The sequence below is a fragment of the Specibacter cremeus genome, assembly GCF_003946885.1.
GTDB lineage: Bacteria > Actinomycetota > Actinomycetes > Actinomycetales > Micrococcaceae > Specibacter > Specibacter cremeus.
In genome coordinates this window covers 1-22,452 of sequence record NZ_RWKQ01000001.1, presented here as the reverse complement: position 1 = coordinate 22,452, position 22,452 = coordinate 1, and the positions used below count along the sequence as shown (strand labels likewise).

At 70.6% G+C, this 22,452-nt stretch carries 19 protein-coding genes and 1 tRNA gene; 11 read left to right on the top strand and 9 right to left on the bottom strand.

The annotated features are described in order from the left end of the window. Window positions 1–50: 50 nt before the first annotated feature. Complete coding sequence (locus EJC77_RS00100; protein ID WP_125609540.1) at window positions 51–1,517, top strand: lipase maturation factor family protein; 1,467 nt, start codon at window positions 51–53, stop codon at window positions 1,515–1,517. A gap of 21 nt (window positions 1,518–1,538) precedes the next feature. Here EJC77_RS00100 and EJC77_RS00095 read toward each other — a convergent pair whose 3' ends face one another. After that, a complete protein-coding gene (locus EJC77_RS00095; protein WP_125609539.1) occupies window positions 1,539–1,979 on the bottom strand; it encodes a MarR family winged helix-turn-helix transcriptional regulator in 441 nt (146 codons plus the stop codon). A gap of 94 nt (window positions 1,980–2,073) precedes the next feature. On the opposite strand from EJC77_RS00095, the gene EJC77_RS00090 reads away from it, so the two are divergent. After that, window positions 2,074–3,201: a YhgE/Pip domain-containing protein gene (locus tag EJC77_RS00090; protein ID WP_125609538.1), complete on the top strand. Its 1,128-nt coding sequence runs from the start codon at window positions 2,074–2,076 to the stop codon at window positions 3,199–3,201. A 13-nt stretch (window positions 3,202–3,214) separates the two neighbouring features. On the opposite strand, the gene EJC77_RS00085 is transcribed toward EJC77_RS00090, so the two are convergent. Next, complete coding sequence (locus tag EJC77_RS00085) at window positions 3,215–3,634, bottom strand: Fur family transcriptional regulator (RefSeq protein ID WP_125609537.1); 420 nt, start codon at window positions 3,632–3,634, stop codon at window positions 3,215–3,217. A 76-nt stretch (window positions 3,635–3,710) separates the two neighbouring features. Here EJC77_RS00085 and EJC77_RS00080 point away from each other — a divergent pair, with 76 nt between their 5' ends. Next, window positions 3,711–4,355: an MBL fold metallo-hydrolase gene (locus EJC77_RS00080; RefSeq protein WP_125609536.1), complete on the top strand. Its 645-nt coding sequence runs from the start codon at window positions 3,711–3,713 to the stop codon at window positions 4,353–4,355. Between the two features lie 39 nt (window positions 4,356–4,394). On the opposite strand, the gene EJC77_RS00075 is transcribed toward EJC77_RS00080, so the two are convergent. Both EJC77_RS00075 and EJC77_RS00070 read right to left on the bottom strand, forming a co-directional pair. Further along, window positions 4,395–5,795, bottom strand: coding sequence for an APC family permease (locus EJC77_RS00075; protein ID WP_125609535.1), 1,401 nt, complete (start codon window positions 5,793–5,795; stop codon window positions 4,395–4,397). A 57-nt stretch (window positions 5,796–5,852) separates the two neighbouring features. Then, window positions 5,853–7,526 carry an amidohydrolase gene (locus EJC77_RS00070; protein WP_125609534.1) on the bottom strand — a complete coding sequence of 558 codons (1,674 nt, stop codon included), beginning with the start codon at window positions 7,524–7,526 and terminating at the stop codon, window positions 5,853–5,855. 140 nt (window positions 7,527–7,666) lie between these two features. Here EJC77_RS00070 and EJC77_RS00065 point away from each other — a divergent pair, with 140 nt between their 5' ends. Genes EJC77_RS00065 through EJC77_RS00045 form a run of 5 tightly spaced genes read left to right on the top strand, consistent with a single transcriptional unit; the run spans window position 7,667 to window position 11,389 of the window. Continuing rightward, the gene (locus tag EJC77_RS00065) at window positions 7,667–8,278 is read left to right on the top strand and encodes a TetR/AcrR family transcriptional regulator (RefSeq protein WP_125609533.1); all 612 of its coding nucleotides are present in this window, start codon (window positions 7,667–7,669) and stop codon (window positions 8,276–8,278) included. Between the two features lie 10 nt (window positions 8,279–8,288). After that, on the top strand, window positions 8,289–9,122 hold the full coding sequence (locus EJC77_RS00060; protein WP_125609532.1) for a sulfurtransferase: 834 nt from the start codon (window positions 8,289–8,291) through the stop codon (window positions 9,120–9,122). A 22-nt stretch (window positions 9,123–9,144) separates the two neighbouring features. Continuing rightward, window positions 9,145–10,194, top strand: coding sequence for an NAD(P)-dependent alcohol dehydrogenase (locus EJC77_RS00055; RefSeq protein WP_125609531.1), 1,050 nt, complete (start codon window positions 9,145–9,147; stop codon window positions 10,192–10,194). A 15-nt stretch (window positions 10,195–10,209) separates the two neighbouring features. Next, window positions 10,210–10,638, top strand: coding sequence for an HIT family protein (locus EJC77_RS00050; RefSeq protein ID WP_125609530.1), 429 nt, complete (start codon window positions 10,210–10,212; stop codon window positions 10,636–10,638). 7 nt (window positions 10,639–10,645) lie between these two features. Next, entirely contained in the window at window positions 10,646–11,389 is a 744-nt protein-coding gene (locus tag EJC77_RS00045; protein ID WP_205786729.1) for a nucleoside/nucleotide kinase family protein, read from the top strand. Window positions 11,390–11,447: 58 nt separating this feature from the next. Here the strand turns inward: EJC77_RS00045 and hrpA are convergent, their stop codons facing one another. Both hrpA and EJC77_RS00035 read right to left on the bottom strand, forming a co-directional pair. Then, a complete protein-coding gene (hrpA, locus tag EJC77_RS00040) occupies window positions 11,448–15,476 on the bottom strand; it encodes an ATP-dependent RNA helicase HrpA (protein ID WP_125609529.1) in 4,029 nt (1,342 codons plus the stop codon). Between the two features lie 27 nt (window positions 15,477–15,503). Continuing rightward, entirely contained in the window at window positions 15,504–16,139 is a 636-nt protein-coding gene (locus EJC77_RS00035; RefSeq protein WP_125609528.1) for a class I SAM-dependent methyltransferase, read from the bottom strand. Between the two features lie 168 nt (window positions 16,140–16,307). On the opposite strand from EJC77_RS00035, the gene EJC77_RS00030 reads away from it, so the two are divergent. Continuing rightward, window positions 16,308–17,492 (top strand): SLC13 family permease, encoded by a 1,185-nt coding sequence (locus EJC77_RS00030; protein WP_125609527.1) that lies wholly within the window; start codon window positions 16,308–16,310, stop codon window positions 17,490–17,492. Window positions 17,493–17,527: 35 nt separating this feature from the next. Beyond that, entirely contained in the window at window positions 17,528–18,025 is a 498-nt protein-coding gene (locus EJC77_RS00025) for a PRC-barrel domain containing protein (RefSeq protein WP_125609526.1), read from the top strand. A gap of 6 nt (window positions 18,026–18,031) precedes the next feature. Here EJC77_RS00025 and EJC77_RS00020 read toward each other — a convergent pair whose 3' ends face one another. From EJC77_RS00020 to EJC77_RS00010, 3 genes are all read right to left on the bottom strand, one after another. After that, window positions 18,032–19,621 carry a sensor histidine kinase gene (locus EJC77_RS00020; RefSeq protein WP_125609525.1) on the bottom strand — a complete coding sequence of 530 codons (1,590 nt, stop codon included), beginning with the start codon at window positions 19,619–19,621 and terminating at the stop codon, window positions 18,032–18,034. 27 nt (window positions 19,622–19,648) lie between these two features. Beyond that, window positions 19,649–20,347: an ankyrin repeat domain-containing protein gene (locus EJC77_RS00015; RefSeq protein WP_205786721.1), complete on the bottom strand. Its 699-nt coding sequence runs from the start codon at window positions 20,345–20,347 to the stop codon at window positions 19,649–19,651. Window positions 20,348–20,739: 392 nt separating this feature from the next. After that, window positions 20,740–20,812 (bottom strand) — tRNA-Arg (locus tag EJC77_RS00010). A gap of 150 nt (window positions 20,813–20,962) precedes the next feature. On the opposite strand from EJC77_RS00010, the gene EJC77_RS00005 reads away from it, so the two are divergent. After that, window positions 20,963–22,276: an MFS transporter gene (locus EJC77_RS00005; protein WP_205786719.1), complete on the top strand. Its 1,314-nt coding sequence runs from the start codon at window positions 20,963–20,965 to the stop codon at window positions 22,274–22,276. Window positions 22,277–22,452 lie beyond the last annotated feature (176 nt).

The window sequence follows — 22,452 nt, the reverse complement described above, 5'->3', positions numbered from 1 at the left end:
GCTCGACCACCGCTGTTGACGCGGGCCGCGCGTGAGTCCACCGTGGAAGCATGACCGGCGGGGTGGACGCGTTCCTGCACGGCTGGTTCGCGTCGGGCGACTACACGGTGGCGCGGTTCGTGCTGCAGCGGGGGATCGCCGCCGTCTTCGTCGTGGCGTTCGTGTCCACGGCCCGGCAGTTCCCGGCCCTGCTGGGGGAGCACGGCCTGCTACCGGTGCCGCGCTACCTGGCCCGGGTCGGCCGCACGCCGGGTCCCACGCTGTTCCGGTGGCGCTACTCGGACCGCCTGTTGCGAGCGGTCGCGTGGACGGGGGCCGTGGTGGCGCTGGCCGTGGTGGCCGGGCTCCCGCAGCTGGGCCCGGCCTGGCTGCCGCTGCTGGTCTTCCTGGCGTTGTGGTTGCTGTACATGTCGATCGTGAACGTCGGCCAGGTGTTCTACGGGTTCGGGTGGGAGATCCTGCTGCTCGAGGCCGGGTTCCTGGCCGGCTTCCTCGGCTCGGACCGGGTGCCCACGCCCGTCGTCGTCCTGTTCCTGTTTCGCTGGCTCGTGTTCCGGCTCGAGTTCGGCGCCGGCATGATCAAGATGCGCGGCGACACGGTCTGGCGCGACCTGACGGCCCTGTATTACCACCACGAGACCCAGCCCATGCCGAACCCGCTCAGCTGGTGGTTCCACCACCTGCCCAAGCCACTGCACAAGGTCGAGGTGCTGGGCAACCACTTCGCCCAATTGGTCGTCCCGTTCTTCCTGTTCGCCCCGCAGCCGGTGGCCGGCATCGCGGCGATCATCGTGGCCGTGACCCAGTTGTGGCTGGTGCTGTCCGGGAACTTCGCCTGGCTGAATGTTGTCACCATCTTCCTGGCGTTTTCGGCGATGGGCGACGACGTCGTGGCGGGGCTGGTCCCCGGCGCCGGGCCCGCACTCCACCGGGCGGCCGAGCAGGCGGCGAGCCGGGGCACCCCGGCCTGGTTCGCCGTCGTCGTGCTAGCCATGGCGGCGCTCATGGTGGTGCTGTCCTGGTGGCCGCTGCGCAATCTCTTTTCGCGCCGGCAGCTCATGAACGCGAGTTTCAACCGGTGGCGGCTGGGCAACGCGTACGGGGCGTTCGGGTCCATCACGCGCGTGCGGTATGAGATCGCCGTGGAGGGCACGCTCGACGCCAACCCGCGCGACGGCGAGTGGCGCGAGTACCGGTTCCACGGCAAACCCGGTGAACCCGGACGGCTGCCGCGGCAATTCGCGCCGTACCACCTGCGGCTCGACTGGCTCATGTGGTTCCTGGCGCTCGGCTCGCCCGGGCTGGACTGGTTCGTGCCGTTCCTGCGCCGGCTGCTCGCTGCCGATCAGGCCACGCTGAAGCTGTTGCGCGGCGACCCGTTCGACGGCGCGCCGCCCACCTGGGTGCGGGCGCGCGTGTACGGCTACCGGTACACGACGTGGCGTGAATGGCGGGACACGGGGGACTGGTGGGTGCGTGAGCCGCTGGGCATGTTCATCGCGCCGACGAAGGGGTGAGCCCGGTAGTGCCGGAGCGCCTCAGTCGTCGGCGCCCTCGTTGAAGTGGGCCAGCGTCGCGGCCAGCGCCGCGACCTGCGCATCCGTCCAGCCGGACAACCGGTGCGTGAGGATGCGCTGCTGGTCGGCGGCCGTCCGGTCCAGCTGGGCGCGGCCGTGCGCGGTCAACTCCAGCACGCGGCCGCGGCCGGGTTCGTCGTCGTCGTGCGGGAGGTAGCGGACCAGGCCGAGGGTGATGAGCTCGTTGACCTGCCGGGACACGGTGGAGCGGTTGAGCTGGAACGCGGCGGCGATGTCGGTGGCCCGTGTGCCGGCCGTGGCGGCGATGAAGCGCACCAGCGAATGCTGCACGAACGTCAGCGGCTCGCTCAGCCGCCGGGACCGCGCGGTGACCCGCCGGGTCAGGTCGGCGACGTGCCCGTAGACCGCCTCGATGTCCGCCTCGCGCGACCGTTCCGCCATGCATCCATCCTAGGCCTTGTTGCAACACGCAACACAGTGGCGTTGCACACGATTCTGTTGCATTATGCAACAGTAGGCGTATCGTTGAAGGATCATGTCAAGCCACAGCACGCAGATCGCCACCATCGACCTCATCCGTTCCCTGCCGGCCACGCCGCCGGGCCCGCCGGCCGTGCCCGCACACGCGCTCGTGCGCCGGCGTCCGTTCCCGCCGGCCCCGGTGTGGAAGAAGCTTGGCCTGACCATGCTGATCCCGTTCTTCCTGGCCGCCATCATGGGCCTCGCCTATCTGGGCGCGTTCCACCAGCCGGTGCCGCATCACCTGCCCGTGGCCATCGTCGGGTCCTCGGCCCAGGGCAAGGTCTTCGCCCAGACACTCAAGGACGGCGCCGGCGACGCGCTGGATGTGCGCACCGTGCCCGACGCCGGCGCCGCGAAGGCCCTCGTGGCCAGTCGCGGGCTGGCCGCCGCCTACGCCCCCGGCGCCGGCTCCGCCACGCTGTACGTCTCCAGCGCGTCCTCGGAAACCACGGCCAACGTGGCCCAGAAGGTCTTCATGCCCATCGCGTTCGGCCAGCACCTGCCGCTGCAGGTGGTGGACGTGGTGCCGGCCGGCACCCATGACTCGACCGGGCAGGGCCTGTTCTTCCTGCTGGTGGCCCTGAGCATCGGCGGCTACGCCAGTGCCATCCCGCTGGCCGGGGTCATGGGCCGGTTCCGGCTCGGCGCCCGCTTCGGCCTGGCCGCCGCCGCCGGGGCCGTGGTGGCCGCCATCGGCACCGTCGTCGCCGGACCGATCTACGGGGTCATCGCCGCGAACACGTGGGGGGTTTGGCTGTTCTGCTGGCTGTACGTCACCGCCATCGTGCTGCTGGGCATGGGGCTGCACCCGCTGCTGCGGCACTGGACCACACCGGCCCTGACCCTGCTGTTCGTGGCGTTGAACTTCACCAGCTCCGGCGGCATCTTCAGCCCGGACCTGCAGCCGGGCCTGTTCGGCGGGCTGAACGCGTTCTGGAACGGCGCCGCCTGGCTGCACGGCGTGCAGACCATCACGTACTTCCAGGGGCAGGGGTTCGGCTTCGACGTGCTGAAGCTGGCGCTCTGGCTGGTGCCGGGCGTGCTGCTGGTGGTGCTCACGCACGCCTGGAGCGTGCACAAGACGCGGCTGGCCGACGAGAACTCGGCCATCCGGGAGGTCGAGGAGGCCGTGGCCGCCTGAGGGTGGCAACCGGTCAGGCGGCGGAGCACTCCGGGCACAGGCCGTAGATCTCCACGGTATGCTGGACGGCCGTGAACCCGTGCGCTTCGGCCGTGCGCGCGGCCCAGCGCTCCACGTCCGGCGCCTCGATCTCCACGGCCTTCCCGCAATTGCGGCACAGCAGGTGGTGGTGGTGCTCGGTGACGGAGCAGCGCCGGTACACGGCCTCGCCGTCGCCGTTGCGCAGCGTGTCGACCAGGCCCTCCTCGGCCATCGAGGCGAGGATGCGGTACGTGGTGGCCAGCGACACGGACGTGCCGCTGCCGTGCATGAGCCGGTACAGCTCCTGCGTGCTGACGAAGTCGTCCAGCGTGTCCAGCGCCGCGCTGACGGCCAGCCGCTGTTTCGTCACGCGCTGTTCCCTCACGGGTGCGGCGTGCTGGTCCTGCGACATCGAATGAAACTCACTTCCTCACGCCTTTCCGGCCTCATTCCAGCGTAGCGCACGGGCCCGGCGTTAGGCTGGGCCCATGTTGCTGACCAAGTTCTCCCATTCCTGCGTCCGCCTCGAAAAGGACGGCCGCGCCATCACGATCGATCCCGGCACGCTGTCGGAGGCCGCCGAGGCACTGACCGGCGCCGAGGCCGTGCTCATCACGCACGAACACGCCGACCACATCGACATCGACGCCGTCGTCGCCGCGCTGCCCGTGGACGTGTACGCGCCGGCCGGGGTGGCGGCCACCCTGCGGGCCGCCGCGCCCGAGCACGCCGCGCGCATCCGCGACGCCGTCCCCGGCCAGACCATCGAGGCGGCCGGGTTCACGGCGGCCTGCTTCGGCGGCCAGCACGCGCTGATCCACGCCACCGTGCCGGTGGTCGCCAACGTGGGCTATGTGATTGACGACGCCGTCTATCACCCGGGTGATTCGCTGGTGGTGCCGCACGGGGTCGCCGTCTCGACCGTGCTGGTCCCCGTGCACGCGCCGTGGTCCAAGGTGGCCGAGGTGATCGACTTCCTGGTCTCGGTGCGGGCGCCGCGGGCGTTCCAGATCCACGACGGGCTGCTCAACGAGACCGGGCTGGCGTTCACCGAGGCCCACCTGGCCCGTGTCGGGGCGATGTTCGGGACCGAGTACCGCCACCTGGCACTGCGGGAGGACGTGGAGCTGTAGGCGGCGGTCGCGCCGTCGTCGTCCGTCCGCCGTGGCGGCTCAGTCGTGGGACGGGCCGGACAGCGCCGGCGGCGCGACACGGAAGAACCTGGTCCGCCAGAGCAGATAGACGAAGCCCAGCGCCACCCAAATGCCGCCCACCAGCTTGGAGCTCGGATCGAGACTGAGCCACAGGGCCACGTTGATGACCACGCCCAGGGCCGGCAACACGAGGTAGCCGACGGCGGAGCGCCAGCCCCGGTCCCGGACGAAGCGGAGGTAGGTGAAGATCACGGCGAGGTTGACGAAGATGAACGCCACGAAGGCGCCGAAGTTGATCATCGAGGCCGCCTTGCCCAGATCCAGGAACATCGCCGAGCAGGCCAGGAGCGCGACCAGGATGACGTTCGCGGCCGGCACGCCGGAGCGGTTGAGCGAGCCGAAGAAGCGTTTGGGCAGGGCACCGTCGCGGCCCATGGCGTAGAGCAGCCGGGCCGCGCTCATCTGCTGGGTGATGCCGCAGCCGAGCACCGCCACCATGTACCCGCCGATGAACACGGCCTGGAACGCCGCCCCGCCGATGTACCTGGCGATCTCCGGGGAGGCCCCCACGATGGTGCCCACCTTCGAGACGTCCGGGAAGAGCACCTGCATCACGTAGGTGACCCCGATGAAGAAGACGCCGGCAATGCCCACGATGATGAAGATCGCCCGCGGGATGTCGCGGCGCGGGTGCTCGGCCTCCTCGGCCATGGTGCTGACGGCGTCGAAACCGAGGAAGGAGAGGGCCAGCACGGCCGCCCCGGCGGCGATTGCCGGGACCTGGGTCCCCGCGGAGACGAACGGGGCGAAGGAGAACGCCGCCCCGTTGGCGCCCTCGACGATGTTCTTGATGGTGAAGCCCACGAAGGCCACGGCCACCACCACCTGGATGACCACCAGGATCAGGTTCGCCTTCGCGGCGATCTGCACGCCGACCAGGTTCATCGCGGTGCACACCACGATGGTGGCCAGCACCCACACCCAGGAGGGGACCGAGGGGAACGCCGCCGACATGTAGATGGCCGAGAGCAGGGCGTTGATCATGGGCAGCAGCAGGTAGTCGAGCGTGGCCGCCCAGCCGACGAGGAAGCCCAGGTGGGCGTTGATCGCCTCCCTGGTGTAGGCGTACGCGGATCCGGCGACCGGGAAGAACCGCACCATTTTGGCGTAGCTCAGGGCCGTGACCAGGACGGCGGCGAGCACCACCACATAGGCGAGCGGGACGTGCCCGCCGGTGGTGTCGGCGACGATCCCGAAGGTGTCGAAGACGGCCAGCGGCGCCATGTAGGCCAGGCCCAGGAAGACGATGTGCCGGAGCTTGAGCGTGCGGCGCAGTCCCGTCGGGCGGGCGGCGTCGGGGCCGGTGCTATCGGACGGGGCCGACGGCGTCGCCGCGGTGCGCGTGTCACTTGCGTTCATGATGGCTGCTTTCGTGTGAAGGGGGAGCGGGCCGGTGCCCTGTGTTCACTTCTCGGGTCAGTGCGTGCCCGCGGAGCAGTGCGTGCGTTCCCCATACGCAATGAGCAGGGGCGCCGCGGTCGCGGCGTCGTGGACGATCCGACCGGCGACCACTGTCAGCTCGGCGCGCTGGTCCAGCAGGGCCGCGGGCTCGTTCTCGTGCTGGTAGAGGTTGTCCGACCAGGCGACGACGTCGGCCCGGGCGCCCTCGCGGATGACGCCGAGTTCGTCGTCGGCGTGCCAGGCCCAGGCACCCTCGCGGGTGTAGCCGCTGAGGGTGGCATCCAGGCCGAGCCGTTCTGCCGGGGTCCACGCGGTGCGCCCGTCGAGGCCGGCGCGGGTGAGCGCCGAGTAGAAGCCGACCAGGGGGTCCATCTCGCCGACCTGCCAGTCGCTGGAGAGGGCCACGTGGGCGCCCGATTCGACAAGGGAGCGGAACCGCCAGGCGCGGTCCCAGCGCTGCTCGCCGACGTTCTCCATCCAGGTGCCGGCAACCAGGTCGGGGGAGCAGTGCCGGGGCTGCATCGCGGCGGTGACGCCGAGGCCCGCGAAGCGGTGCAGGTCATCCGGGTGCAGGCACTCGACGTGCACGATGCCGTGGCGCCGGTCGACCGTGCCGTTCGTGCGGGTGGCGTGCTCGATGGCGTCGAGCGCGATGCGGATGCCGCCGTCGCCCGTGGCGTGCGTGTGGGTCTGGAACCCCAACCGGTCGAGTTCCGTGATGATTCGCGTCAGCTCGCCCAGCGGCGCGCTGGGATGGCCGCGGTGGCCGGGGCGATTGGCGTAGTCGTCGAGCATCCACGCGGTGTGCGGCTCGATCACGTCGTCGGCGTAGAGCTTGACCGGGCCGAGCCGGAGCAGTTCATCGACCGGGGCGGAGTCCACCGCCTCGCGCAGCTCGCGGCGGAAGGCCGCATCCGCATCCATGGGGTGGAACAGCGCGGTGATGACGCGCGAGCTCAGCCGCCCTTCGGCGCGGGCGCGGTACATCAGGTCCAGCTCGGCGAGCGGGACCTGCGGTTCCACGACCGTGGTGATGCCGCTCGCGGTGGCGAGGGCCAGGCTGGAGAGCAGCTTGCGGTAGCGCCGTTCGGGGGAGTACATCGGGATGTCGCGTTGCAGCCCGGCGAGCCCGGCCGTGGTCATGGCGCTGGTGTAGAAATCGGTCACCCAGCCGGTGGGCTCGCCGGACTCGTCGCGTTCCGGCCGGCCCCAGTGGATGTCGCCGCCGTCGGCGATGCCCAAGGCGCGAAGTGCGGCGTCGTTGAGCCACACCGAGTGCTGGTCGTAGGTGGTCACGAACACGGGCCGGTCGGTGAGGCCGGCCAGGTCGCCGGCGTTCGGGCGGCGGCCATGGACCACCGAGTAGACGGCGTTCTCGGCGCAGATCCAGTCCAGGTCCGGGCGGAGGGCGGCGAGCTCGCCGATGCGGCGCCGCACTTCCGCCAGGGTTTCGGCGCCTTCCAGGCTGACGGCGTCGGCGTCGAAGCCGAGCAGCAGGTGGTTGTGGCTGTCGATGATGCCCGGGGTGACCAGGGCCCCGCCCAGGTCACGGCGTTCCTTCGCCGCGGGCGCCGATGCGGCGGGCCCGACGTAGCTGATCCGGCCCCCGGTGATGCCCACGGCCTCGGCCCACGGGAATTTGTCGTCGAAGGTCCGCACGGTTGCGTTGGTCAGGAGCAGGTCTGTCATCGCTGTCTTTCGTAGGGGTATGCGTCGGGGGAGGCCGTGCTGCGCGAAACGGCACAGAAGTTCTTTGACACATGAGTTTTTTGACACATGCGTCAAGGAATGATTGGAGTATTCCAGATCACTTTCGGTAGTGTCAAGGAATGGCCAGACCACGAAGACAAGAAGAGCGGCGCGCGGGGCTCGTCGAGGCCACCATCACCGCGATCTCCGAGCACGGGCTGCGGTCCTTGTCGCTGGCGGACGTGGCCGAACAGGCCGGCCTCACCCGAGGGGCCATCCTCTACTACTACGAGGACCTCGACCAGTTGCTCGTGGAGACCCATCGCGCCGGCATCGAACGCTTCTGCGACCAGCGCGACGCCGTGGTGGCCGGCATCGCGGAGCCGCAGCTCCAGCTGGCCTCCGCCATCCGGGCCGGACTCCCCAGCGGTCCCGACGACGCCCTGATGCGCCTGCTCTACGAGTTCGACGTGCTGGCGGGCTCGTCCACGCTCCACGACGAACTGGTGGAACGCATGTACACCCGGCAGCTCGCCACCTACACATTCATCCTGAAGAACGGCGTCGCGGCGGAGGTGTTCGCGCCGGCGATCCCCCTCGACATGCTGGCCATGAACCTGGTGGCGCTCGAGGACGCCTACGGTCTGCACATTGTGGGCGGCAACAGCCTCATCGACGTCGAGACGGCCGAGGCGGCCATCCGCGCCGTGGCGGACAATCTCGGCGCGCCGACCTCGCTTGAACAGTCCTGAAGGAGCCCCCATGACAGTCCTCATGAACGTCGACGCCCTCAACGCCCGGCTGCACTCCGGGGCCCGCACCGTGCTGCTGGACGTGCGCTGGGCGCTGGGCGACCCACACGGCCGCGACCATTACCTGGCCGGGCACCTTCCAGGCGCCGTGTTCGTGCCGCTGGACACCGAGCTGGCCACCCACGGGGACCCGCGTGACGGCCGGCACCCGCTGCCCGCCGAGGCGGACTTCCAGCGGGCCGTACGCCGGTGGGGAGTAAACACCGGGGACACCGTGGTGGTGTACGACGACACCGGCGCCGCCGCGGCCGCCCGGGCGTGGTGGCTACTCGGCTACGCCGGCATTCCCGACGTGCACCTGCTGGACGGCGGGCTGGGCGCGTGGCGCGCCGCCGGCCTCCCCGTCGACACGCGAGACGAGGCACCCGAGCCGGGCGACGCCGTCGTCCGTTACGGGGCGAAACCGGTCATCGACGTCGCGGCAGCGGGCGACTGGCCCGGACACGGGGTGCTGCTGGACGCGCGGGCGGGGGAGCGGTTCCGCGGCGAGACCGAGCCGATCGACCCGCGGGCCGGGCACATCCCGGGCGCCGTCAGCGCCCCGACCACCGGCAACCTGGCGGCGGACCAGTCGTTCCTGCCGGCGGCGGAGCTGGCGGCACGGTTCGTCGGGCTCGGCGTGGCGCCGGACACCGACGTGGCCGTGTACTGCGGGTCGGGCGTCACGGCCGCGCACCAGATCGCCGCGTTGGAGATCGCCGGGTTCCGCGCCGCCCTGTTCCCGGGGTCCTGGTCCGCGTGGTCCAACCGGCCGGAGCTGCCGGTGGCCACCGGCGAGGGATGAGCCCCGGGTTAGGCTTGATCCCATGACTGTTGCCCGCGCCTACGCCGCCACGTCCGCCACCTCCGGCCTGCACGCCACGACGATCGAACGCCGCGAACCGGGCCCGAACGACGTGGAGATCGCGATCGAGTTCTGCGGGCTGTGCCACTCGGACGTGCACACCATCCGCGGCGAATGGGCCGGCACCACGTACCCGCTGGTGCCCGGGCACGAGATCGTCGGCACCGTCCGCCGGATCGGCGCGGGCGTGCGCACGTTCGCCGTGGGCGACGTGGTCGGCGTGGGCTGCCTGGTCGACTCCTGCCGCGAATGCGACTCCTGCCTGGAGGGATTCGAGCAGTACTGCGAGAACGGCAACACCGGCACGTACGGGGTCCCCGACCGGCGCAACGGCGGCGGCATCACGCAGGGCGGCTACGCATCGTCCATCGTCGTGGATGAGAACTATGTGCTGCGCATCCCGGAGGGCATGGACCGCGCCGCGGCCGCGCCGCTGCTGTGCGCCGGCATCACCACGTACTCGCCGCTGCGCTACCTCGACGTCCAGGACGGCGACACCGTCGGCGTGATCGGCCTCGGCGGCCTGGGGCACATGGCCGTCAAGATCGCCAAGGCGCTCGGCGCGACGGTCACCGTGTTCACGACGTCTCCGACCAAGGCGGAGGCGGCCATTGCGCTCGGCGCGGACGAGGTCGTGGTGTCCACGGACCCGGACCAGATGGCCTCCGCGAAGTACTCGCTGAACGCGATCATCGACACCGTGGCCGCCGTCCACGACCTGAACCAGTACCTGCGCACCCTGGGCCGCGACGGGGCCCTCATCCAGCTGGGGCTGCCGCCGGGACCCATGCCGGCCATCAACCCGGGCGCGCTGATCCGCAAGCGGCTGGCGTACGGCGGCTCGCTGATCGGCGGCATCGCCGAGACCCAGGAGATGCTGGATTTCTGCGCCGAGCACGGCGTCGTCTCCGACATCGAGCTGGTGACCGCCGGCCAGCTCGACGAGGCCTACGACCGCATGGTGGCCGGCGACGTGAAATACCGCTTCGTCCTTGACACCGCCACACTCTGACCCAAAGGAACCCGTATGAGCACGCTGTTCACGAAGATCATCAACGGGGAGATCCCCGGCCGGTTCGTGTGGAAGGACGACGACGTCGTCGCGTTCCTTTCGATCGGTCCCCTCACCGACGGGCACACGCTCGTGGTGCCGCGCGTCGAGGTGGACCGCTGGACGGACGCCGCGCCGGAGCTGTTGACGAGGCTCATGCTGGTGGCCCAGACCATCGGCCACGCCCAGGTCGCGGCGTTCGGCGCGGCCCGCGCCGGGCTGTCCGTGGTCGGGTTCGAGGTGGAGCACCTGCACGTGCACGTGTTCCCGGCCAACTCGATGGCCGATTTCGACTGGGCCTCGGTGGACCACCACCCGGACCCCTTGCGCCTGGACGCGAACGCCGAGAAGCTCCGCGCCGCACTGCGCGCCGACGGCCACGGGGCGGCCGTCCCGGAGGCGTAGGTTCGCGGTGGTCGAGCTTGTCGAGACGTCGGTGGTCGAGCTTGTCGAGGCCGGATTTCGGCAGGCTCAATCACCGGTGGTGGTCGAGCTTGTCGAGACCAAGCTTGTCGAGACCCTGGCGGCTGAGACCCCGCGTCGGCCGGATGGCTACACGCTCGTGGCCGTCGACGGCGTGGACGGCAGCGGCAAGACGACGTTCGCCGGTGCCTACGCGGCCGCACTGGACAGCGTGGGCCGGCACGCCGTCGTCGTCCATGCCGACGACTTCCTGAACCTGCGTGCCGTGCGACACCGCCGCGGCCGCCACTCGCCGGAGGGCTTCTGGCTGGACACCTACGACTACGACGCCCTGGTGCGGGACGTGCTGGAGCCATTTGGGCCCGGCGGTGACGGGGTCCACCGGGCGGCGGCGACCGATCACTGCCGCGACGCGCGGCTGGATCCCGAGCCCGTGCAGGCCCCTCCGGGCACGGTGTGCATCGTCGAGGGCATGTTCCTGCACCGCCGCGAACTGGCCGGCCGGTGGGACTACTCGGTCTTCCTCGACGTCCCGTTCACCGAAACCGCCCGGCGGATGGCCGCGCGCGACGGCACGCCCGCCGACCCCGGGCATCCGGGCATGCGACGCTACGTCGAGGGCCAGCGGCTTTATTTCACCGAGGCCAGCCCGTGGCTGCGGGCGTCCCGGGTCGTCGACAACACGGACCCCGCAGCCCCGCGGTTCACAGCGGCCCGGAAACGGATCGAGTGATCGATACATGGGGGTGCGGGGCGCCCGCACCCCCATGTATCGATCACTCGAAGGCCGCTTACGCGGCGAGAGCCTTCGACAACGCCACCCGGACGCGTTTCTCCGAGACGGAGTAGGCGGTGCCGAGCTCCACCGCGAACAGGCTCACGCGCAGCTCCTCGATCATCCAGCGCACATGGACCAGCGACGACGCCGCCCGGTGCCCGGGTGCCAACGCCGCCACGGCGTCGTCGTAGTCGTCCTCGAGCCGCTGGACCACGTCCATGGACTGCCCGTCCCGGGCCACGTTGTCCGGCAGCTTCTCCAGCCGGCGCTCGATCGCGGCCAGGTATCGCGGCAGCTGGGTCAGCTGCGCGAACCCGGTGCGGGCCACGAAGCCCGGGTAGACGAGCAGGTCCAGCTGGGTGCGGATGTCCTTCAGCGCGCTGATCAGCGGCAGGCTCGTGGTCGATTTCAGCGTCTTGTTGATGCGCATGGCGCTGGCCAGGATGCGTTCGACGATGCCCGTCACCGAGAACACCGTGTCGATCAGGTCGGCGCGCACCGTCTCGAAGAGCGCGTCGAACTCGGCCTGCGTCCATGGCAGCGCGGTCGGTGTCAGCTTGTCGACGGCGGCAATGGTGCAGTCGGCGATCAGCTCCGTCACGCTGCCGTGCGGGTTCTGGCTGAACGTCAGTTTCTCCGTGTTGCTCAGGTGCTCCAGCACGTACCGGTCGGGGGAGGGCACGCGCAGCGCCAGCAGGCGGATCACGCCGCCGCGCATCGCCGCGGCCGCATCGTCCGGGTGCCCGAACACGCGCACGCCCGCCGTCGCACCCTCATCGACCAGGGCCGGGTAGCCGGTCACGGTGTGCCCGGCCACCAGCCGCTTGACGTCCTTCGGCAGCTCTCCGACGGTCCAGGCCGTCAGGCCCGACTGTTCACGGATGCCGTCTGATCTCGACAGGCTCGATCCACGACCGGCGCTCGATCCACGACCGGTGCTCGATCCCCGATCGGTGGTTGAGCCTGGGCCCACGGCCGCGAGGGACCCGCCGCGAGCTTGCGAGTGGTGGGAGCGGCTGGGGAGCGAAACCCCTGATCTCGACGGGCTCGATCCCCGCTCGGCCGAAACCGTCTTCGGCGTGGCGCCCAGGGACTCGGCGATGGCCCGGCGGGTGGCCGGGGCCAGCTTCTCCTGCAGCGCGGCCAGGTCCTGGCCCTCCTCGAGCACGCGGTCCTTGCCGTCCACCACCTGGAAGGTCATGCGCAGGTGTGACGGCACGGCGTCCCAATTCCACGACCCCGGCGGGATGACGTGACCCTTGAGCCGGCGCAGCGCCAGTTCCAGCGACGGCTCCAAGGCGTCCACGGACGGATCGAAGTCGGCGGCGAGTGCGGAGCTCGCCGCCCTGGCCACGTCCGGGGCGGGGATGAAATTCTTCCGCACGGCCTTGGGCAGCGACTTGATCAGCGCCGTGACGAGTTCGGTGCGCAGGCCCGGGATCTGCCATCGGAAGGGCGCCTCGTGCAGCTGGTTCAGGAACAGCAGCGGCACCTGCACGGTCACGCCGTCGGACGGGTTCGGCGCCGCGCCGGGCGCGGTCGGGTGGAATTCGTAGGACAGCGGCAGGTCGAACTCGCCCTGCGTCCACAGCTTCGGGAACGCGGCCTCGTCCAGCCCGGCGTCCTCGGCCATGACGACGTGCGGGTCGAAGTCCAGCAGCGCCGGATTCTCCCGCCGGGCGTCCTTCCACCACTTGTCGAAGTGCCGTTCGGAGACCACATCCGGCCCCACCCGGGAATCATAGAACTCGAAGAGCGTCTCGTCGTGCACGCGCAGGTCGCGCCGGCGCATGCGCGTCTCCAACTCCTCCACCTCGGCCAGCAGGGCCTGGTTGCGGTGGAAGAACTTGTGGTGCGTGCGCCAGTCGCCCTCCACCAGGGCGTGCCGGATGAACAGCTCGCGGCTCAGCTCCGGGTCGATGCGCCCGTAGTTGATGCGCCGGTCCGCCACGATCGGCACCCCGTAGAGCGTGACCTTCTCGTGCGCCAGGACCGAGCCCATGCGCTTGGACCAGTGCGGCTCGCTGTACGAGCGCTTGACCAGGTCCGGGGCGACTTGTTCGGCCCACAACGGGTCGAACCTGGCCGCCGTCCGGGCCCACAGCCGCGACGTCTCCACCAGCTCCGCCGCCATGACCCAGTCCGGCGACTTCTTGAACAGCGCCGAGCCGGGGAACACGGCGAACCGGGTGCCGCGCGCGCCGGCGTACTCGCGCTTGCGCGGATCGTACAGGCCGATGTGGCTGAGCAGGCCGGCCAGCAGGCTCATGTGCACGGCGTCGTGCCGGGTCACCGGGTCCACCTCGCCGGACTCCAGCGTGATGCCGACCTGCTTGGCCATCTGGCGCAGCTGTGTGAACAGGTCCTGCCATTCGCGCACGCGCAGGTAGTTGATGAATTCGGCCTTGCACAGGCGCCGGAACGCGCTCGAGGACAGTTCCTTCTGCTTGTCGCGCAGGTACCGCCATAGGTTCAGGAAGCCGGTGAAGTCCGAATGCTCGTCCGCGAACCGCTTGTGCTTTTCGTCCGCCTGCTGCCGCTTGTCGGTCGGGCGCTCGCGCGGGTCCTGGATGGTCAGCGCCGCCGCCAGCACCATGACCTCGCGGGCACAGCCGCGCCGGCCGGCCTCGACGATCATCCGCCCCAGCCGAGGGTCGACGGGCAGTTGGGAGAGTTGACGGCCGACGGCGGTGATGCCGCCTTCGGCGCTCACCGCACCGAGCTCGCGCAACAGGGTGACGCCGTCGGTGATCGCCCGGGAGTCGGGCGGCTGCACGAACGGGAACTTCTCCACATCCTTCGGGCCCTTGGCCACACCCATGGCGGCCATCTGCAGGATGACGGCGGCCAGGTTGGTGCGCAGGATCTCCGGGTCGGTGAACTCGCTGCGCGCGGCGAAGTCGTCCTCCGAGTACAGCCGGATGCAGATGCCGTCGGAGACACGCCCGCAACGGCCCGAGCGCTGGTTTGCCGACGCCTGGGAGACCCTTTCAATGGGCAGGCGCTGGACCTTGGTGCGGTGCGAATAGCGCGAGATGCGCGCCGTGCCCGGGTCGATGACGTACTTGATGCCCGGCACGGTCAGCGAGGTCTCCGCCACGTTCGTGGCCAACACAATCCGCCGCCGGGTTCCCGGCGTGAACACGGCGTGCTGTTCGGCCAGCGACAACCGGGCGAACAGCGGCAGGATCTCGGCGTCGCGCAGCCGCGGATTGTGCTTGATGCGCCCGTGCAGGGCGTCGGCCGCGTCCCGGATCTCGCGCTCGCCGGAGAAGAAGATGAGGATGTCGCCGGGAGCCTCCCGGGACAGCTCGTCGACGGCGTCACAGACCGCGTCGAGGGGGTCGCGGTCCTCCTCGCTGTTGCCCCCGTCCAGGCGGCGGTCGGCACCCGAGCCGGGCCCGTCGTCGTCGTCGTTCTCCCCGGCGGCGGGGGCGTCAAGCGGACGGTAGCGGATCTCGACCGGGAACGTACGGCCCGAGACCTCCATGATGGGTGCGGGGCCGTCGGGGGACGCGAAGTGCTCGGCGAAACGTTCGGGGTCGATCGTGGCGGAGGTGATGATGATTTTCAGGTCGGGGCGTTGGGGCAGGATCTGCCGCAGGTACCCGAGGATGAAATCGATGTTCAGGCTGCGTTCGTGGGCCTCGTCGATGATGATGGCCGAGTATTTGCGCAGCAACCTGTCGCGCTGGATCTCGGCGAGCAGGATGCCGTCGGTCATGAGCTTGATCTGCGTCTGCGGGCCCACGTGGCCGGTGAAGCGGACCTGGAAGCCGACCTCCTGGCCGATCTCGACGCCGAGCTCGCTGGCGATGCGCTCCGCGACGGTGCGTGCCGCCAGCCGGCGCGGCTGGGTGTGCCCGATCAGGCCCTTCTCCGCCAGGCCAAGCTCCACGCACATCTTCGGGATCTGCGTGGTCTTTCCGGAGCCCGTCTCGCCGGCGATGATGGTGACCTGGTTGGCGGCGATGGCGGCCATGAGGTCCTCGCGGCGCTCCGAGACCGGCAGTGCGGCGGGGTACGTGATTGTCAAAGGCATGGTGCCCCTAGTTTATGGTGCCGTGTTCTATGGTGCTGTAGGGTGGCGCCGCGCGCGCAGCACGGCATCGTGGACGGTGACCGCATGGCCGTCGTCGTCGTGCGCCTGGCGGGGACGGGACTCGCAGGCCACGACCGTCCATTCGTCGGGGTCCAGCGCGTCCGCCACGTCCTGGGCCGCGAAGAACACGTCGGGAAGCTGTGGCCGCCGGATGGTGGTGTGCAGGTCCGATGCGTCATGCCCGACGATCAGCAGCGTGCCGCCGGGGGCGACGGCGGCGGCAAGGCGTTCCTGAACGCTGATTCTTGGCGTGCCGGGCAGGTGCAGGAATTGGGCGGAGACCAGGTCGAAGGCCGCCGCCGGGGGCGTCCAGTCCAGCAGGTCATGGCGGGCCCACGTGATGCGCGATGTTTGGCCGCGCTGCGCCGCGTGGGCCGCTGCACGGTCCAGGGCCACCGCGGAAAAGTCGACGGCGGTCACCCGCCACCCGTGCGCGGCCAGCCAGATGGCGTCGGCGCCCTCCCCGCATCCGGCGTCGAGGGCCGTGCCCGGTCCCAGCCCGGCCGCCTCGGCCACCAGTTGCCGGTTCGGGTTCCCGCTCCATACGGATGCGTTGTCCCGGTAGCGGGCATCCCACAACGCTGCGTCAAAGTCATGTGCCACGGCCTGCGCTCCTTGGTCGGATGAATTGGATCCTAGCGCTCATCGGCGGGTCCCGTCCCGGGAATCACCGATCCATGCACGTTGATTCCTCGCTATGTGCGGGTGTTGGGGGCCCGGACCCGCACATAGCGAGGAATCAATGCGTGGCCCCCGTGTACAGTCCGGGGTATGTCTCTTGCGGTCCTCGGCGGCGTCCTGCTCCTCGCCGGACTGGCGGCCGTGGCCACGGGGGTGCTGCCCGTCCCGGATGTGCTGGCGTTGGTGGACCGGGTGGGCCCCATCCTGGGATTCGTGGCCGCCATGACGGTCGTGACGGAGTTGTGCAGCGAGGCCGGCGTGTTCCGGTGGGTGGCCGGGCGGCTGCGGCACTGGGGCCGGGGCCGGGCGTGGCTGTTGTGGCTGCTGGTCGCCGGGATCGCCGTCGCCTCGACCGTGTTCCTGTCCCTGGACACGACGGCGGTGCTGCTCACCCCGGTCGTCGTGCAGGTGGCGCGCCAGGCCGGGCTGCCGCCCCTGCCGTTCGCGCTGATCACCGTCTGGCTGGCCAACACGGCCAGCCTGCTGCTGCCCATCTCCAACCTGACGAACCTGTTGGCCCAGCGCACCCTCGGCGGCCTCGCCCCCTGGGAATTCGCGGCGGCGACGGCGGCACCCGCGCTCGCCGCCGTCGTCGTGCCTCTTGCCCTGGCCGCGCTCATCTTCCGGCGCGACCTGCGCAAGCCGTACGCGAGCGTCCCGGTGCACCGGCTCGGGGCCGGTTCGGCATCGGCGGCCGCGCCGGACGACCCGCTCCTGCTCGGCACCGGGGCCGTGGTGCTGTGCCTGCTGCTGCCGGCGCTCGTGTCCGGGCTGCCGGTGTGGCTGCCGTCGACCGCCGCGGCGCTGGCGCTCGCGGTGGTGTTCGCCGCGCGCCGCCGCGTGCTGACGCCGATGCTGGTGCCGTGGTCGCTGCTGCTGTTCAGCGGCGGGCTGTTCCTGGTCATGGCTGCGGCCGCGCGGCTGGGGTTGCCGGCGCTCCTGACCGCCGTGGCCGGGCGGGGGGAGTCCGCGGCGGACCTGTTCCGGCTGGCCGGCACCGGCGCGGTGGCCGCGAACGTCGCCAACAACCTGCCGGCGTACCTGGCGCTCGAACCGGTGGCCGGGTCCCCGGACCGGCTCGTGGCGCTGCTCATCGGCGTCAACGCCGGGCCGGTGATCACGCCGTGGGCGTCGCTGGCGACCCTGCTGTGGCACGACCGGCTGGTGAAGATGAACGTGCTCATCAACTGGTGGGGGTACGCCGTGCTCGGGCTGATCCTGGCCCCGCTGGTGGTGGGGCTGGGCGTGCTGGCGCTGGTGCCGGCCCGCGGGTAGCGTCACTGCATGGGCAGCAGGGACTTGGAGGCGCCATGATCTCGCTCGAGGCGATCGACAGCATCGTGGTGGGCGGCGGCATCGTGCGCACCGTCGACGGCTCCCGGCTGGGGTCGGTGGAACAGGTGTTCCTGGCGGAGGACTCCGGCGAACCGGCGTTCGTGACGGTGCGCACGGGCCTGTTCGGCCTGTCGGAGACATTCGTGCCGCTGGCCGGGGCGACGCTCGACGGCTCCGTGATCAGCGTGCCGTATTCACGCTCACTCGTCCGCAATGGGCCGCGGATCGAAAGCAGCCGCGGGGCCATCTCCGCCGATGAGGAGCGGGCGCTGTACGGGTACTACGGGCTGTCCGTCGCCACCGAAGCCGAGGCGTCAACGGACGACGACGCGGCGCCCGCCGCGGGGGCACCGTCCGGGCCCGGGGGACTGCCGCATCCAGGCGGCCCGCCCCCACCACATCCTCATCCAGGCGCCCCGCCCCCGCCGCACCTGCTGCGGCATCCGCTCCCCGGCCCGCCGCCGCCACGTTGACCGGTGTCATGATTCCTCCCCGACGGGTGCGGCGACGGCCGGCAGCACGGCGCTGACGCGGTAGCCGGCCCGCAATGCGCCGGCTTTCAGGGTGCCGCCGTGTTCGCCCAACAATGCGTGCAGGTCCTGCAGGCCGGCACCCGGCCGGGCCCCGGAGGTCCCGACGGTGGAGGTTTCATTGGTGACAGTGACAGTGACAGTGACCGTGCAGCCGCCGGCCGGGCTGTGCACGGCGAGCTGGACGGCACTGCCGGGGGCGTGCCGTGCCGCGTCGAACAGGGTCTCCCGCACAATCCGGTGCACCAGCGGGGCCTGGCGCGGATCGACCTGGTCGCCGTGATCGAGCCGAACGGACAGCCCCGCCGCGCCGACCTGGTCGATCACGGACTGCAAACTCGGCGCCTCCGCAGGGCCACCGCACGAATCCGCCGCCAAGGACGCCATATTCTCGTCCGCCTCCGCGCCGATCACGGCCACGAGCCCCAATGCGCGGCGCGCCGCCGCCGGGTCGCGTTCCCGCAGCGCCGACGCCGCGTTGGCTTGCACGACCATGGCTCCCACCGCATGGCCGGCCAGCTCGTGTGCGGTCCGCGCCACCGCCAGGCGTTCGGACGTCAAGGCCGCATCCAGATCGGCCGTGAACCGCAGCTGCCGGGTTTCGGCCTCCGTGAGCGGCACCTGCTCGGCCCGGCCATGGGCGCGCCACGCATGGGCGGCAAAGGCCGTGAGCGCCAGGATCCCGACCGTGACGGTCATGATGAAGGGATCCCGGAATGCCGGCACCGCGAGCAGTACGGCGGCCAGCCCGGCACACACCGCCAATGCGGCAATCAAGGCTGGGAATGACAAGGCTGGGAATGAACGACGGCGGCCCGTGCGTCGCGCGTCTTCCGCGGCGGCCGCCGGTGCCGGCGCCGCCAGCAGGGAAATGTGCAGCCTCTCCAGCCTTGCGACGGCGTCGGCCCCTGCGCCGGTGAGGCGGTTGATGTCCGCCTCCTCCAGGGTGATGCCGGCCTGTTGCGCGGCGCTGCGCATGGCTCGGATCAAGGTTCCGATGATGGCCAGGGCGTCCTCGGCCATGCGGGCACGGTCGGCGTCGGCCTGCCTGCACGCCAACGTCACGGGATCCTTGGCAGCCAGCCGTGCCGCGGCCATGGCTGCCCGCTCCGATGCGGCAAAGCGACGGCGGACCAGCCTGCCGAAAGCATAGGCCGTTCCGTAGAGCACGGTCGCGACGACCAAGTCGCCGGGCCGGACGTCGGTGCCGGGCAGCACGGCGGCGGCCGGCAACACGGGCAAGGCCAACAGCCCTGCCGCATGCCGGATGAAGCGCCCGCACGAATAAGCGGCAATCACGGACGCGGCCATCGGGGCAGGGTTCTCCAACGGCAGCCCAAGCCACACCCCGCCGGCGAACGTCGCCCCGGCCGCCGCGGCGGCAACCAGCGGGAAACGCCGGGCCACCAACGTGGCACCGGCCCAGCCGGACGCCAGCAGGGCGAGGACGGGTGAAATCGGGGCCAGGAACGCGGCCGACCACAGACCGGCGGCAGCCGCCGTCAGCCATTCCTCAGTGGATATCCGGCCCCATCGCATGCCTTGAGGATACGGGGTGGCGGTGAATCATTCGACCTGCTCAACGGCGGCCCGTCGACCAACGCCCGGGCGATGCGGGCCGAGGTCCTCGGCGGGGCGGGCGCCAAGCGAACGCAGCCATTGGACCACGTCGGTTGCGTGGCTGCGCCGTGCCGCGTCCAGCGGCGTCAGGTTGTCCCAGGACGGCCGCCAATTGACGTCCACCCCGTGGCCGTGGAGGTAGACCGCCACAACATACTGGCCGCCATGGCACGCGTGCCAGAACCCCGCGTTGAGCTCTTCCTGCGAGGGCGGCGCGGCGTCCGGGAGGCATTCGAGAATGCGGCGCCGCAGTCCCACGGCGGCAGCCTGCGCCAACGTGGTGCGGGCGCCGCGCTCGATGAGGTGGCGGGCCGCCTGCCATTGGCCGAACCCGATGGCATCCGCCAGCGGCGTGCCGCCGTCGACAACTCCGCCCGGTGCCTCCATGTCCGCGCCGGCATCCAGCAGGGCGTCGAGCGCCTCGGTATCGTTGCTGCTCGCAGCCCAGTGCAACGGCGTTTCGGGGAAGGGCCCGGTGCACGGGGCATTCACCTCCGCACCCGCTGCGGCGAGCAGGGCTATAGTCTGCGCACAATGGGGGTAGTGGCCGGGCGGGTCGGTGGCCAGGTGGAGCAGCGTGCGGGCCACGCCGTGCGGATCCGTCGCGCCGAACCTGCCGGCGGCCAGGGCCGGGTTGTCATGCAAGATCCTTCTGATGGTCGGAAGGCGGCCGGTGTGGATTGCCCGGACCATGTCAAGCCTCGGCGGGTCCGCAATATCGATCATCTCAAACGCCTCATGACTGTTGCGTGCACCGCGCCATCAAACGGGGACCTGCGGGCGTGCGTCCGGTGAGGTGTGCCCCGGGCTGCTGGGCTCGCGAATGGGCGGCACGGAAATAGGGGAGTTGCCGACGTTTCTCGTGGAAAGCTCGCCGAGCCGGTCCATGAAATTCCTGGACGATGTGCAGCGTGAAGCGGACCGGCGTAGTAGTGCGATTATACGCCCCTGCGGTCACGGCGAACCCGGTGGCCGGCGGGGCCCGGGAGCAAAAACAGCACCCCCGGACTTCAGTGAAGTCCGGGGGTGCTTGCCGGTGCCCTCGATAGGATTCGAACCTACGGCCTTCTGCTCCGGAGGCAGACGCTCTATCCCCTGAGCTACGAGGGCGCGACAACCAACGGCTGTCGATGGGAACGAAGAAGAGCTTACCAGTAACGCGGGGGCGAAAGTAAAACCGGCGGCGCCGGACTGTCGGATGGCGCACATGGGGCAGGATTCCCGGCGGGCCGCCGCACCCCACGCGGTAACGTTGGCCCAATGGTGGAATCACGCGCAACGGGCATCCTCGTGGGGGCCGGCATCATCCTGACGGCCCTGACACTGCGCATGGCCGTGACGGTCGTCCCGCCGCTCGTGTCAACCATCAATCACGACATCCGCCTCGATCCGCCCACCGTCGGCATCCTCGGCATGCTGCCCACGGCCGCGTTCGCCGTGTTCGGTTTCCTGACCCCGTACGTCATCCGCTGGGCATCGCTGGAGAAGCTCGTGGTCGGGTCCATTGTGGTGGGCGTCCTCGGCCAGCTGGCCCGCGTGCTGGCACCTGGCACGTTCGCGTTCCTGGCGTTCTCGGTCGTCGCGTTCGCCGGACTCGGCGCCGGCAACGTCCTGCTGCCGCCGTTGGTGAAGAAGTACTTCCCGCGGCGCGTCGGCCTCATGACCGCCCTGTATGTGACGGCGTTGAGCCTTGGCACGGCCGTGCCCGCGCAGTTCGCCGTCCCCGTCGCCGACGCCGCCGGCTGGCAGGTCTCCCTCGCGTCCTGGGCCGGGATCAGTGTCATCGCCCTCGTCCCGTGGCTCGCCACGGTTTTCACGGCGGGACGCACGACGGCGGCACCCGCCATCGCATCCGACTCGCCCGCCGCCGTGGTGGGGGACCCGCCCGTGGGCGGCGTTTCGGCCGGCCGGCCGGGCCTGACGATTCACGGGCTGGACCGGACCGAGCCCGCCCCGCCCCGCATGAACCTGTGGCGTTCGCCGGTCGCCTGGGGGCTGACGCTCATGTTCGGCTGCACCTCGCTGAACACGTACTCGATGTTCGCCTGGCTGCCGGCGATCCTGACCGAATCCGGCCTGGACCGTGCCCAGGCCGGTTCGATGCTGGCCCTGTTCGCCGCCCTGGGCCTGCCGCTGAGCTTGCTGGTCCCGTTGCTGGCGGCCAGGATGCGCAACCCGTTCCCGGCCGTGCTGGTCATGCTGGCCCTGTTCGTGGCCGGTTACCTGGGGCTGCTGCTGGTTCCGGCCACGGCGACGTGGCTGTGGGTGTCGCTGGCCGGCCTGGGGCCCGGCACGTTCCCGTTGTCGCTGCTGCTGATCAATCACCGCACCCGCACCCAGGCCGGTGCCGGGGCGCTGTCGGGCTTCGGCCAGGGCATGGGCTACGCGCTGGCGTGCACGGGGCCCCTGATGTTCGGCCTGCTTCGGCAGTGGACGGGGTCGTGGGCGGCGCCGTTCGGGTTCCTGTTCGGCACGTTGCTCATCCTGGGCGCCGGCGCGTGGGTGATCTGCCGCCCGCGCATGCTCGAGGACGACTTCGGGCCCGCCCACGCCGTCCAGGCCCCGCTACCCTAGCGCGTACCACCCGGCGCCTCGAAACGTACGGTGCACGAGCGCACCAAAACAGGCTCGAATCGGCTCGAAAGGGTGCGCTTCTGCACCGTAAGTTGGGTCGCGCCCCTATCCGTGGCGCGCCCGGTCGGTTAGCGCGGATTTCCGCGCAGCTGGTTCGGGGCAAGGGTCAGGCGAAC